12 protein-coding genes are annotated in these 12883 nt (G+C 59.0%); all 12 read right to left on the bottom strand.

Annotated elements, in window-relative coordinates:
• Positions 1–15: 15 nt before the first annotated feature.
• Positions 16–1653 (bottom strand): chaperonin GroEL, encoded by a 1638-nt coding sequence (groL, locus tag MUN84_RS01510; RefSeq protein WP_244696345.1) that lies wholly within the window; start codon positions 1651–1653, stop codon positions 16–18.
• A gap of 40 nt (positions 1654–1693) precedes the next feature.
• Entirely contained in the window at positions 1694–1984 is a 291-nt protein-coding gene (gene groES, locus MUN84_RS01505) for a co-chaperone GroES (RefSeq protein ID WP_188558960.1), read from the bottom strand.
• Positions 1985–2317: 333 nt separating this feature from the next.
• On the bottom strand, positions 2318–2545 hold the full coding sequence (locus tag MUN84_RS01500) for a hypothetical protein (protein WP_244696344.1): 228 nt from the start codon (positions 2543–2545) through the stop codon (positions 2318–2320).
• Positions 2545–2733 carry a preprotein translocase subunit SecG gene (secG, locus tag MUN84_RS01495; RefSeq protein ID WP_244696343.1) on the bottom strand — a complete coding sequence of 63 codons (189 nt, stop codon included), beginning with the start codon at positions 2731–2733 and terminating at the stop codon, positions 2545–2547. Before secG ends, MUN84_RS01500 begins: the two co-directional genes overlap by 1 nt.
• Complete coding sequence (locus tag MUN84_RS01490; RefSeq protein ID WP_244696342.1) at positions 2734–4176, bottom strand: hypothetical protein; 1443 nt, start codon at positions 4174–4176, stop codon at positions 2734–2736.
• A 180-nt stretch (positions 4177–4356) separates the two neighbouring features.
• Positions 4357–4890 carry an LptE family protein gene (locus MUN84_RS01485; protein WP_244696341.1) on the bottom strand — a complete coding sequence of 178 codons (534 nt, stop codon included), beginning with the start codon at positions 4888–4890 and terminating at the stop codon, positions 4357–4359.
• Positions 4871–6202, bottom strand: coding sequence for a sigma-54 interaction domain-containing protein (locus tag MUN84_RS01480; protein WP_244696340.1), 1332 nt, complete (start codon positions 6200–6202; stop codon positions 4871–4873). The genes MUN84_RS01485 and MUN84_RS01480 overlap by 20 nt, the downstream gene beginning before the upstream one ends.
• Before the next feature lie 175 nt (positions 6203–6377).
• A complete protein-coding gene (miaB, locus tag MUN84_RS01475) occupies positions 6378–7838 on the bottom strand; it encodes a tRNA (N6-isopentenyl adenosine(37)-C2)-methylthiotransferase MiaB (protein ID WP_244696339.1) in 1461 nt (486 codons plus the stop codon).
• 178 nt (positions 7839–8016) lie between these two features.
• Entirely contained in the window at positions 8017–9288 is a 1272-nt protein-coding gene (locus MUN84_RS01470; protein ID WP_244696338.1) for an anthranilate synthase component I family protein, read from the bottom strand.
• Between the two features lie 57 nt (positions 9289–9345).
• On the bottom strand, positions 9346–10917 hold the full coding sequence (locus tag MUN84_RS01465; RefSeq protein ID WP_244696337.1) for a DUF3808 domain-containing protein: 1572 nt from the start codon (positions 10915–10917) through the stop codon (positions 9346–9348).
• 64 nt (positions 10918–10981) lie between these two features.
• Entirely contained in the window at positions 10982–11731 is a 750-nt protein-coding gene (locus MUN84_RS01460) for a zinc ribbon domain-containing protein (RefSeq protein ID WP_244696336.1), read from the bottom strand.
• Entirely contained in the window at positions 11721–12821 is a 1101-nt protein-coding gene (locus MUN84_RS01455) for a Nif3-like dinuclear metal center hexameric protein (protein WP_244696335.1), read from the bottom strand. The genes MUN84_RS01460 and MUN84_RS01455 overlap by 11 nt, the downstream gene beginning before the upstream one ends.
• Positions 12822–12883: the final 62 nt, after the last annotated feature.

The raw sequence follows: 12883 nt of genomic DNA, 5'->3' as shown, positions 1-12883 counted from the left end.
CTGGCCGGGAGCTGATTACATCATGCCGCCCATGCCACCCATGGCGTTACCGGGAACACCGGCACCACCTTTGTCATCTTCCGGCTCGTCCGAAATCACGCATTCCGTGGTCAGGAGCAGGCCGGCAATAGAAGCGGCATTCTCCAAGGCCAGGCGCGTAACCTTGGTCGGGTCGAGGATACCAGCGGCCATCAGGTTTTCGTAACGGTCTTCGCGGGCATTGTAGCCGAAGTCGGCCTGACCCTCGCGTACCTTCTGTACTACTACCGAGCCTTCGCCACCGGCGTTGGCCACGATAGTGCGCAGGGGAGCCTCAATGGCTGTGCGAATGATGTTTACACCAGTGCGCTCATCGCCGTTCAGGGTATCTACGCCTTCCAAAGCATCCAAGGCACGTACCAGGGCTACACCACCGCCGGGCACTACGCCTTCCTCAACGGCGGCGCGGGTAGCGTGCAGAGCATCATCAACACGGTCTTTCTTCTCCTTCATTTCTACTTCAGTGGAAGCACCGATGTAGAGGATGGCAACACCACCCGACAGTTTAGCCAGACGCTCCTGCAGCTTCTCCTTGTCGTAGTCAGAAGTTGTCGTGCCGATCTGCGCTTTGATTTCGTTTACGCGGCTAGTAATACCATCTTTCTCGCCACGGCCGTTCACGATGGTCGTGTTGTCTTTGTCGATGATAACTTTCTCAGCCTGACCGAGGTACTCTAAGGTAGCGCTGTCCAGCTTGTAGCCGCGCTCCTCCGAAATAACCGTACCGCCCGTTAGCACGGCAATGTCTTCCAGCATGGCCTTCCGACGGTCACCGAAGCCGGGAGCTTTCACGGCAGCAATTTTCAGCGAGCCGCGCAGCTTGTTTACTACCAGGGTAGCCAAGGCTTCGCCATCTACATCTTCCGAGATGATAACCAGGGGCTTACCCGTCTGCACAACCTGCTCCAGTACGGGTAGCAGCTCCTTCATGGTGCTCACCTTCTTGTCGTAGATGAGGATGTAGGGGTTGTCGAACTCAGCCTCCATTTTCTCCGGGTTGGTCACGAAGTAGGGGGAGAGGTAGCCCCGGTCGAACTGCATGCCTTCTACCGTTTTCACTTCGGTTTCGGTGCCACGCGCTTCTTCCACCGTGATAACGCCTTCCTTGCCTACTTTGTCCATGGCGTCGGCAATCATTTTGCCGATTTCCATGTCGTTGTTGGCCGAAATAGCGCCTACTTGGGCAATTTCCGACGAGTTTTCAATCTTCTTGGATTGCGCTTTCAGGTTGGCAACCACAGCCAGCACGGCCTTGTCGATGCCGCGCTTCAGATCCATGGGGTTAGCACCAGCAGCCACGTTCTTCGAGCCAGCGGCGTAGATGGCCTGAGCCAGTACCGTAGCAGTAGTCGTGCCGTCACCGGCCTGGTCAGCGGTTTTGGAAGCTACTTCCTTTACTAGCTGGGCGCCCATGTTTTCAACGGGGTCAGCCAGCTCGATTTCTTTGGCTACCGTCACCCCGTCTTTGGTGATGCTGGGCGCTCCAAATTTCTTGTCGATAACCACATTGCGGCCTTTAGGACCTAGGGTTACCTTTACTGCGTTTGCTAGTTTGTCAACGCCGCGCTTCAGTTTGTCGCGGCCTTCGGTATCGAATTGGATGTTCTTAGCCATCTTGGTTTCGGATGTTTGGAATCAGGGAGGAAGGAAAAGCTTACAGTACGGCGAAGATGTCCGACTCCTTCATGATAAGGTAGTCCTGACCATCCACGGTGATTTCGGTGCCGGCGTATTTGCCGTACAGCACTTGGTCACCAGCTTGTACCTGAGGCTTGATAGTGGTTCCGTTGTCGGCCACCTTGCCTTCGCCTACGGCAACTACTTCGCCACGCTGGGGTTTCTCCTTGGCCGTGTCGGGGATGATAATACCCGATTTGGTTTTCTCCTCGGCAGCGGCGGGCGCGATGATAACGCGGTCAGCCAGCGGTTTGATGCTAAGCGACATATTGTACGTTTTGGTTAAAAGGTTTACTTGAAGTAAGACGGTGAGCCCGGTGCTGCACTTCTTGTGCCAGCCTGCCGTAACCTGACAGAATGAACGATTTAGGCCTTGTTTCGGTCAGGTTTGCACGCACAGGGTGTCAGAGCTGACAAAAAAGTTCCCCGTTCGTTCACTCCCGCGCCGCTGTACGCTACGCATGGGCCAGGGTTGGAAATAGACAGGTAGAAAATTCGGGGCTATGGGGGCTAGTGTGCTTCCATTCAAGAAATTGTCAGCAAACAAAAAGCCGGCGACCCTGGAAGGAGCCGCCGGCTTTTTGTTTGCTGACAGGTTATGCTACTGAGCTGGAGCTGGGGTAGGCTGCGCCGCGGGAGCAGTAGCCGGCGCGGCCGGGACACCAGCGGGGGCTGCAGCACCAGGGGTGCCAGGAGCACCCGCACCTGGACCAACCGGTGCCGATGTAGCTGGAATGCGTGTTTCCAGGGCTTTTTGCTGGTTTACGCTCCGGGCCGGACCAGCTTCGGAAGCACCGCCGATAACGTGGGTGCCCAGGCTCAGAATCATCAATCCAATGGCAAACCCCAGGTCAGCTTTTCCAGCAAGTCACCAGTGCGTTTTACTCCCATGAGTTGGGCAGCGCCACCAGCTCCAAACTGGCTGGAAATCCCGCCCCCTTTGGGGTTTTGAGCCAGCACCACGAGGGCCAGCAGCAGGCAAACAAGAAGAATCAGGGCAATAAGAGCGTAGTACATCTACTCCGAAGGTTGTTGCAGTTGTTGAATTTGCTCGGCAAAGTACGCCTTTTTTTCCGGCTGCCGTTCCATCAGGCGTTCATATATTTCAATAGCCTTATCCTTTTTGCCCTGCCGAACCATGATTTTGGCCAGGCTTTCAGAAGCCAGCGCCGGCGCCGGACTCGTACTGCGGACGGATAAGTCCATCTGTTCCTCGGCCGGTAGGGGGACGCCCGCCGGGGTTTTGATGCGGGGCTGCGTTTTCAGGAACCGATTAATCAGGTCCAGGGAAGAAGCGGAGGGTTTGGGCTGGTGCTGCTTCAGATGAGCCAGCAATAAGGCATCAGGCTCAAAAAACGCATCTAACGGTAAGTCAAGCGTATAGCCATCGTGGGCTTGCAGGTCGTAGCCCAGGCGGCTCCCCGCGCCTAGTGCATATCCCAGGTCCTCGTCGGCGCGGAAGGGCGCGGTAACCACGGGGGGCGCCGCAGCAAAAGCCGCCAGGGTTGGCAGTTCCGGCTCTTCGTCAGCTTCCTCATCCAGCTCGGGCAAGCGGTACCCAGAAGGGGCTGGTAGCTCCGGCTCAATAAGGCCAAACTCAAAGCGGGAAATCCCGGCTTCTACCGGCGGCCGAATGGGAGGCGCCACGGCCGGTAGTAAGCCGTCGGGAGAAGGTGTATCGTTTTCGGCTATAACTTCTTGCTCCGGTTCCGCCTCAAAACCAATGCTTCTGGACTCAGAAGAATTCTCAGCCTCGTCCGTTGCAGCAGGTGCCTTGGGGGTAGTTACAGGCGCGTCTGCTACGAAAGCTGAATTTTCTCCCTCCGATAGGACTGGAGTAGGCGCCAAATAAGAATCATCATCTACTAGCGAATCGGATTCTTTAGTAAGTTCTTCTTCGCCAGAAACTTCGCTGTAGACGCTTTGAGTTTCTGGCTCGTCAATTAACTCAGCATTTTGCTCCGGCGCGCTCCGCTCCTCTGTCTGAATAACTGCTACCTCGCCTCCGCTCTGAGCATCTGAGCTCGGCAAAATATCAGCACTGATACTGGCGGGGTCATCCTGCGTTGGCCTGTCTTGGGTGCTATCCTCGGTAGGGGTAAGCTGAGAAGTAACTAGCAAGGCCTCTGCCTGCACCTCGGCGGGAATATCTGCCGTTACGGCGGCTACGGCCGTTGTGCTGACGCTGGGCGCCACGGAATCCGGCACGGGCGCCGGGGCTGCAGCGGCGGGCTGCTCCAGCAATTGCCGCAGCAGTTCCCGGTCGGCGGCGTAGGTAGCCGCCCGACGCAAACGCTGGTTGGCCAGCATGCTGCCCCGGTCGTGGGCCGCCTTGGCCAGCAGCACATGCGCCGTTTGGCAGTACGGAAACGTGGCCGCCAACTGCTCCAGCTCCCGGACTTCGGTATCCGAAATCCCGTTAACGTGGTCCAGAATGTGCAGTAGCGACGCGCGGGTCATAGCAGGAAAAAGACTAAAGAGTGAAGCCAGGCGGAAAAGTCGAAGCTCTTTTGGCGTCAGCTAACGGGTAGCCAGGGGCCAAGTCGCCCGTAAACCGGGCTGCAAAGGTGCGCCAATTTCAACAGAAACCTACTTCCCGCCCTCGGCGCTGGCTGGGGAAGATACCCTGCGGGTGCGGGCTTACCAGTTGGCTACCGATTTGTTGAAGGCATCAGTAATAATGTTGCGGAACAGGAGCCGCAGGGCCGCTGGGTCGTTGTTGATGCTGGTGATGTCGCGGGTGGCGGGGAAGGGGTTCGTTGTTTGCAGAGTTTCCTCGAAGTCCTGCTTGGGGTCCTTGGTATTGGTGAATTTCACCCGCACCTGAATGGTGAGCTGGTTGGCACCTGCCAAGTCTTGGCCGTTCTGCTGCTGAATAGCAGCGGGGGCAAAATCATAGGCAATTATCTGACCCTCAAACTGCAAGTCGCCGTCGCGCGGCACCAGCTTAAGCGTGGTGTTCCGCTGAAAGTAATCCTTGAAGTCCTCAGTGAACCGCTGGGGTAGGAAGGACGGTCCGTTGTTCGAGTTGTTGGCGAACGTCGCAATGGAAATCGTCTCGACGTTCGGGTCGATGGAGGTGCCGTTGAACGAGTACACCCCGCAGCCGCTCAGCAGGGGCAGCAGGAGCAGAATCACCATTCCTGCTACCCAATTACGCTTGTTCCAGATCATACTGTTTGAGTTTGCGGTAGAGTGTGCGCTCGGAAATGCCCAAGTCGTGGGCGGCGTATTTGCGTTTGTTGTTGTGCTTTTTCAGGGCCTTGATAATCATTTCCTTTTCCTTAGCCTCCAGACTCAACGTTTCTTCCTCCGTTTCATGCGGAATATCCTCTACTCGTTGCGCTTCTTCCTCATAGTCAGCTGAGTCGTCCACTGTCAGGTCGCGCGAGTGGAGGATGTATTCGTTGCCTCCCGTGTCGGGGGAAGGCTGGCGCAACGGGCGGGCCGCAGCGCCTCCCTCGTAGGGCGCCACGTTCACGCTCGAGAACAGGTGACTGTTTTGGCGCAGCAGCTCCTGGGCCTCGTGGGGCCGGCCACCGCCGGCCAGGTCCAGGACCAGCTTCTTCAGGTCCGTCATGTCGCGGCGCATGTCAAAGAGGACCTTGTAGAGCAGGTCCCGCTCCGAGTAGGCGTTGCCGGCCCCGTCGGTGGCGGAGCCGGCCGCGTGCACTAGCATGGGCAGGCGGCTGCTTTGGTCGGCGGGCAGGTAGGTGCGCAAGCGGCGCGCATCCACTTCCCGCTCCGTCTCTAGCACCGACATCTGCTCGGCCACGTTCTTAAGCTGGCGAATGTTGCCGGGAAAGCGGAAGCGCTGCAATTCCTGCACGGCATCCGGGGTAAGATTGATCGGCTTTACCCGGTAACGATCAGCAAAGTCGGTAGCAAACTTTCTGAATAATAGATAGATATCATCGCCTCGTTCACGCAATGGTGGAACCGTGATGGGCACGGTGTTGAGGCGGTAGTACAGGTCCTCGCGGAAGCGGCCTTCGCGCACGGCATCCAGCAAATTCACGTTGGTAGCAGCCACTACCCGCACATCGGTCTTCTGTACTTTCGAGGAGCCCACCCGAATAAACTCCCCGTTTTCTAGCACCCGTAGCAGGCGGGCCTGGGTGCCCAGGGGCATTTCCCCAATTTCGTCGAGGAAAATGGTGCCACCGTTGGTTACCTCAAAGTAGCCTTTGCGGGCTTCCTGCGCCCCCGTAAATGAGCCCTTTTCGTGGCCAAACAGCTCAGAGTCAATGGTGCCCTCGGGAATAGCGCCGCAGTTGATGGCAATGAACTGCCCGTGCTTGCGCGGGGAAAGGGCGTGGATAATCTTTGAAAAGGACTCCTTGCCCGAGCCGCTTTCCCCAGTGATGAGCACCGTCATATCCGTAGGAGCAACCTGCGCGGCTACCTGGATAGCGTAATTCAGCGAAGGGGCATTACCAATAATGCCAAAGCGCTGCTTGATGGATTGTATTTCGGAAGGAGTCAAGGTCGAGGAGGGGTGTTCGTGGGGAAGACGAAAAGCGGCGCAGTTTATTTTGGAGAGGGCAGAACAAATAGCATCCTGAGCATGGCTGGGCACAGTTCGGTTCGCCGGCCAGCCGTACCGTAGTAACCGCAGGCCGGCAAGGAAGGCCCGGCGTTACGCCCAGGACGTCAGAATGTTATACCGCCTCGCCCAGCAGCGTATTGGTCGTGGATTCGTGCACGAGCACGTTCACGTAGTCGCCCTTCTTGTAGTGCTTCTTGGGGAAGATAACCACTTGGTTCTGGCTGTTGCGGCCGCTTAGGTGCTCCTGGCTGCGCTTGGAGAAGTTCTCGACCAGCACTTGGTGCACTTTGCCTACCCCGCGCAGGTTGCGCTGGCGGCTGTGCTGCTGCTGCAGGGCAATGACCTCGGCCAGGCGGCGCTTTTTCACCTCCAGCGGCACATCATCTTCCAGCTTGCGGGCAGCCAGGGTACCGGGGCGCTCGGAGTAAAAGAACATGTAGGCCATGTCATATTTCACGTACTCCATCAAACTCAGCGTATCCTGGTGCTCTGCTTCAGTTTCGGAGCAGAAGCCCGAAATCATGTCGGTGCTGATGGCGCAGTCCTCGCCCAGAATCCGGCGGATGGCCTGCACCCGATCCTCGTACCAGGACCGGTCGTAGGTGCGGTTCATTAGCTTGAGCACCCGCGAGTTACCGCTCTGGGCCGGCAGGTGAATGTACTTGCAGATGTTCTCGTGACGGGCCATGGTGTGCAGTACCTCGTCGGTAATGTCCTTGGGGTGGGAGGTAGAGAAGCGCACCCGCAGCTCGGGGCTTACCAGGGCCACGCGCTCCAGTAGCTGAGCAAAGTTCACGTGCTCCAGACCATCCTCAGAAGCCCACTTGTAGGAGTCTACGTTCTGACCCAATAGGGTAACTTCCTTGTAGCCCTGGGCCACCAGGTCGCGGGCTTCCTGCACGATGCTGTGGGCGTCGCGGCTCCGCTCCCGGCCCCGGGTGAAGGGCACCACGCAAAAGGAGCACATGTTGTCGCAGCCGCGCATGATGCTGATAAAGGCCGTAATGCCGTTGCTGTTCAGGCGCACCGGGGTAATGTCGGCGTAGGTTTCTTCCCGACTCAGCAGCACGTTCACGGCTTTCTGGCCGCCGTCCACCTGCTGAATCAGCTGGGGCAGGTCGCGGTAGGCATCGGGACCGACAACGAGGTCCACTAGCTTTTCCTCTTCCAAAAACTTGCTTTTCAGCCGCTCCGCCATGCAGCCCAGCACGCCTACCAGCAGGCCGGGGTTACGCTTTTTATGGCCATTAATCTGGGACAGGCGCATGCGTACGGTCTGCTCGGCTTTTTCGCGGATGGAGCAAGTGTTCAGCAGCACCAAGTCAGCCCCTTCCAACTCCTCTGTGGTATCGAAGCCCTGCTCAAACAGGATGCTAGACACGATTTCGGAATCGGAGAAGTTCATCTGGCAGCCGTAGCTTTCGATATAAAGCTTGCGAGTGCGACCCGTGCGGGTGGCTGGATTCACGCGCACTTCGCCCGAGGGCTCGTGGGCATGAGTAGCCGCGTCTACGGCAGGCACGGGCAGGGCGGGGGTATCGAGAAAATCGAGGGTAATCAGCGGTTGGGACATGAGAAAGGCCTGGCGGGCGTCAGCTTCACAGTTCAGAGACGAAGGGCAAAGGTAGCAGATTTACCCCTAAAATGACAGAATGGCAGGGACGTGGAAAGTGATTTAGCGAGTTTAAGGGTTAGCGCAATACTAAAGGGATAAGGCAGCGACTAAGTGATAGAGTCACTGTTAGACCAACTCACAACTTCACCTGTAGCACTTCTAGCAGGGCTTGGGCTTTGAGCAGGCATTCTTCGTATTCGCGCTCTGGTACCGAGTCGTAGGTAATAGCGGAGCCGACCTGGAAACTTAGGTAACCGGTGTCGGCGCGGTACTGCAAGCTGCGGATGACCACGTTCAGGTCGAAGTCGCCGGAGGGTAGTACGTAGCCGATGCTACCGCTGTAGAGGCCCCGGCGGCTGTATTCGTACTCCTCGATGAGCTGCATGGCCCGGACTTTGGGCGCCCCGGTCATGGAGCCCATGGGAAAAGTAGCGCGCAGGGCTTCCGCCATACCTAGGTCTGCCCGGACCTGGGCCTGCACCGTGGAAATCATCTGCCAGACGTGGCGGAAGGGGTAGAGGCCGAATAACTCAGGGACCTGCACGGTGCCGGGCTGGGCCACCCGGGCCAGGTCGTTGCGGACTAGGTCCACAATCATCAGGTTTTCTGCTCGTTCCTTCTCGTCGTGAAGCAAGGTCTGGCGCTGCTGCTCGTCCTGGGCCACCGTCGGCCCCCGCCGGATGGTGCCTTTGATGGGCTGGGAAAGCAGCGTGCTGCCCTGCCGCCGCAGAAACCGTTCGGGCGAGGCGCACAGCAAAAAGTGGTCGTGGTGGCGGTAGAAGCCGGCGAAGGGAGTAGGCGAGGCAGCATTAAGGCGCCAGAACATATCCACCGGGTCCAGCGGCACGTTTTCGGCGTAAAACTCCTGACACAGGTTCAGCTCGTACACTTCCCCGTTAAGAATGTCCTCCCGGATGGCTTCCACCGCCCCCAGATACGCGGGCCGAAGCATGCGGGGGCGGAGCGCGGGTACCTGCGGGGCGACGGAAGCAGGCAAAGGGGTAGCGAGAATCTGTTGGTAGAGGTCGGCCGGCTGCGGGGCGTGAATCTCCACGGCGTCTTCCTGCCAGGTCAGCCAGATATCGGGCTGGAAGAAATGCAGGTGCGGCCAGGATAAACCGGCCTCATTGCGGCTGTGCAGGGCTTCTATTTCGTTTTTGACATCGTAGGTAATAAAGCCGCAACGCGGGGCCGCAGTAGCGGCCCTCGCCAGCCACTCGTTCAGCTCCGGCAAGGTAGCTGGGGTAGTCGGCGCGTGGCGGGCTACGGCCAGCAGCCGGCGGAAGCCGCCGCCGGGGTAGGGTAACTCGTTCGGCTCGAAGTAAGCACAGTGCGCAAACCCGGCGGCCCAGCGTAGGGCACGGGCGCGAAAGTCTATCGGCAGATCAGAAAGCGGGACGGAAAGCACGGGGCAAAGGTACGGGATGCCGGTGGGGGTAGTAAACAGGTAATACCAGGGGCGGCGCTACTCTACCTCCCTCAGAGCCAGCTTGGCCTTGGTATCGGTGCTGTTTTTGTACTCGTGACGGGGGTAAGCCAGGGCTTTCTGGAAATACACTTTGGCCGTGTTACGCTGCCCTTCCACTTGGTAGAGGTAGCCCAGCTGCAGGGCCGATTGCGGGGCGAAGTAGTAAGGAGCATTCCCAGCCAGCGCAATGGTGCGGGCATAAAACAGACGGGCCGAGTCGGGGCGGCCGAGCAGGTGCCAGGCCCGGGCCCGGCGGTAAGGCTCCTCTAGCCGGTCGCGCAGGGGGGTAGCGGCGCCGGGCCGGAAGTTGTTGAGGGTGAGCAAGGCGGGCCGGTAGTAGCCCCCATCAATCTGGAGGCGGGCGCGGGTAAGGAGTTTGTTGAGTGGGAGTTGGTCCTCGAAAAAACGCTGGGCGTAGTTGTCTTCCTCCAGCACCGTGCGCCCACTGCGGCCAATCTGCTGGCGGTACTGCTCAGCGGCGGCCGCATCGCCACTGAGCCAAGCGGCCAGGTATAGCTTAAAGGCGGCATCCTTTCGGTAGTGCTGCCCCCGGTACTGCTGCAAAAACTGCTGGTTGGCCCGCAGCGAGGCGGCATACTGGCCCTGATAAAGCAGCAAGTCGGCGGCCATGTGCTGCAGGTAAGGTAGGGCCAGGTAGTCGGGCCCGGTGGGGCGGGTCCGGTAGGCGGCCAGGGCTGCATCGGTGTGGTGCTGCTTTTTATGCTGGCTAATGAGCAGGTAGCTGATAAGCAGGTTATCAGGCTGCTGGCGGTGCAGACCCTCGACCAGTTCCAGGGCCGCATCCGGCTTCTTGTAGTACGTTTCCTCCAGCAGGCCCAGAATCAGCCGCGCCTCCAACTGAAAATCGTTGGGCTGGGTAGCGGCCAGGCGCAGGTTGTGCAGTCCCGCCTCCACGCTGCCCGGTAGCCCCAGCAACTTCAGAAACCACCGGTACGACTCCGGCAGCGAACCAATAAAGAATTGCATCATGCCCAGCGTTTTACGTGCCGGTAGGTACCGGGGGTACTGGCGTACTACCTGCTGCATCTGCTGGTAACTCTGGCGCAGGCTCCAGGCTCCCTGCACCTCATGGCCAAACACTACCTGCGCCGCCGCTTGGTGCAGCCGAATTTCGGCGCGGGCGTAGGCTGGCAGCGCGCCCGGCGCGGCCTTCTCCAACACTTTCAGCCGCTGAGACTGAGCTTCTATTGTGACCTGGTAGCGGCTGGCATCCTGGCTAACAAGCAACTCCATAATGCTCAGGCAATCCTGCACTAGCAGAGTGCCCGCGGCAGTTGGCGCGGCTGCTCTCAGCAGCTGTTGGGCTGCGGTGGGCCGCATCTTTAGCACCTCAACGTAAGCCCGCGCCTGCACAGCGGTCAGGCTGGTTTGCGAGGTAGCCTCCGGGGCCACCTCCGTCTGCTGCGCTGCCGTAAGCTGACGCGGCCACGAGGTACTACTAGCCCTGCCGACCAGTAATAGCACGGCCAGCAACCCCGGCAGCAACTGCCGGAAAATTACGGAGCACACAAGCAGGAGGCGGTGAAAGTCCGCGTTGGGGTGGGGCATAAGCAAAAAAGGAACGGCACCGGGCCGTTCCTTTTCAATTCATCTGTTCATGAGAAGCCGAAGCTTACGCGTTGCGAGCTTCTACGTCGGCGAGTACGCGGCCGCAGTGCTCGCACACGATGATTTTCTTGTGGGCAATGATGTCGGCCTGGCGCTGGGGCGGTACGGTGTTAAAGCAGCCGCCGCAGGCGTCGCGCTTAACTGTTACCACGGCCAGCCCGTTGCGCACGTTGCCGCGGATGCGGGTGTAGGCCATCAGCAGGCGGTCCTCCACGGGCTGCACGGCGTTGCCGCGCTCGTCCATGAGCTTTTTCTCGTCGGATTCGCTTTCCCCTACAATGGTTTCCAGCTCGGCCTTCTTGTTGTCCAGGTCTTTCTTCCGCTCTTCCAGGCGCTGCTTGGTACCGCTGATTTCGGTGTTCTTCAGCTCGATCTGGTACTGGGCTTCTTTGATCTTCTTTTCTGAAATTTGAATTTCCAACTTCTGCAGCTCGATTTCCTTGGCAATAGCCTCGTACTCACGGTTGTTGCGCACGTTGGTTTGCTGGTCTTCGTAGCGCTTGATCAGGCCATCAGCATCCTTGGCGTTCTGCTTGCGCTGCTTGATCTGGTCGTTGAGGGCGGCAATTTCCTCGTCGAATTTGCCCACGCGCACCTCGTAGCCCGCAATTTCATCCTCCAGGTCACGAACCTCTTCGGGCAGGTCGCCGCGTACGCGCCGGATTTCGTCCAGTTGCGAGTCGATGCGCTGCAGGTTCAGAAGGGCTTCCAGCTTACTGGCAACGGGGGTTTCCGCGGAGGGATTAGAAATCATAACGGACGGGGTTGGTGATGGTCTCAGCAATTAAGAGCGCAAAAGTACTTCCAAAGTTGTCGGCAAGCAAATCCCGGAAAATTTCACCGGTAAACTGCTCGCTCTCAAAATGACCTACGTCGCAGAGCAGCAACTGGCCTTCCGCCCCAAAATATTCGTGGTATTTCAGGTCACCGGTAACGTAGGCATCGGCTCCGGCGGCGCGGGCTTTGCCCAGCAGAAAGCTGCCCGCCCCGCCGCACAATGCTACCCGGGTAATGGGCCCAGCAAACTCAGTGTGCTTAACCACGGGCACGCCCAGGGCCGTTTTCAGCAGCTGGCGGAACTCCTGTGGGTTCAGGGACGCGGGCAGCTCCCCAACCATGCCGGAACCCACTTCCTGGTTCACGTTTTCGAGCCGGATAATTTCGTAGGCTACTTCCTCGTAGGGGTGGGCCTGTCGCAAGGCCCGCAGTGCGGCGCCCTGCAGGTGCAGGGGCAGGAGCACTTCTACCCGGTTTTCGCGCACCGTTTCGGGCTCCTGAGGCTGCCCAATAAAGGGAGTAGTGTCGGCGCCGGGCGTAAAGGTGCCGATGCCCTCGGTGCGGAAGCTGCATCCGGCGTAGTCGCCCACCTGCCCAGCCCCGGCCTCATACAGGGCATCGAGCACGGCCTGGGTGTGGGTAGGCGGCACGTAGGTAATGAGCTTGGCCAGCAGCCCCGGCTTGGGGTCGAGGATGCGCAGATTCTGCAGGCCCAGCTTTTCGGCCAGCTTGCGGTTAACACCCTGGCGCACGTTGTCGAGGTTGGTGTGAGCCGCGTACAGGGCCACGTCGTGCCGGATGGCCTTGAGCAGGGTTTGCTCAACCTCGTTGGCCCCGGTCAGGCGTTTTAGAGGCTTAAAAATGAGCGGATGATGAGCCACTACCACGTTGCAGCCGCGGCGCAGGGCCTCATCGACTACCGCTGGGGTGCAGTCCAACGCAATCAGCACGCCCCGAACTTCCATCTGCGGGTTGCCGCACTGCAGGCCGGCATTGTCGTAGGATTCTTGGTAGGCGAGGGGCGCGGCCCGCTCTAGCACGCGGGCAAGGTCTTGGACGGTAGGCATGGAGGTAGTGAGGAATTAGGAATCAAGAATGAGGAATGGACAACGAGGCCGAAGGGGCATTT

This window comes from Hymenobacter sp. 5516J-16 (assembly GCF_022919335.1).
Classification (GTDB): domain Bacteria; phylum Bacteroidota; class Bacteroidia; order Cytophagales; family Hymenobacteraceae; genus Hymenobacter; species Hymenobacter sublimis.
The sequence above is the reverse complement of the archived record's forward strand: the minus strand, read 5'-3'. Positions and strand labels throughout refer to the sequence as shown.

Excerpts from the sequence above, each read along its gene's own strand:
- groL (WP_244696345.1), bottom strand. The coding sequence starts at position 1,653 with ATGGCTAAGAACATCCAATTCGATACCGAAGGCCGCGACAAACTGAAG.
- groES (WP_188558960.1), bottom strand. The coding sequence starts at position 1,984 with ATGTCGCTTAGCATCAAACCGCTGGCTGACCGCGTTATCATCGCGCCC.
- MUN84_RS01500 (WP_244696344.1), bottom strand. The coding sequence starts at position 2,545 with ATGATTCTGAGCCTGGGCACCCACGTTATCGGCGGTGCTTCCGAAGCT.
- secG (WP_244696343.1), bottom strand. The coding sequence starts at position 2,733 with ATGTACTACGCTCTTATTGCCCTGATTCTTCTTGTTTGCCTGCTGCTG.
- MUN84_RS01490 (WP_244696342.1), bottom strand. The coding sequence starts at position 4,176 with ATGACCCGCGCGTCGCTACTGCACATTCTGGACCACGTTAACGGGATT.
- MUN84_RS01485 (WP_244696341.1), bottom strand. The coding sequence starts at position 4,890 with ATGATCTGGAACAAGCGTAATTGGGTAGCAGGAATGGTGATTCTGCTC.
- miaB (WP_244696339.1), bottom strand. The coding sequence starts at position 7,838 with ATGTCCCAACCGCTGATTACCCTCGATTTTCTCGATACCCCCGCCCTG.
- MUN84_RS01465 (WP_244696337.1), bottom strand. The coding sequence starts at position 10,917 with ATGCCCCACCCCAACGCGGACTTTCACCGCCTCCTGCTTGTGTGCTCC.
- MUN84_RS01460 (WP_244696336.1), bottom strand. The coding sequence starts at position 11,731 with ATGATTTCTAATCCCTCCGCGGAAACCCCCGTTGCCAGTAAGCTGGAA.
- MUN84_RS01455 (WP_244696335.1), bottom strand. The coding sequence starts at position 12,821 with ATGCCTACCGTCCAAGACCTTGCCCGCGTGCTAGAGCGGGCCGCGCCC.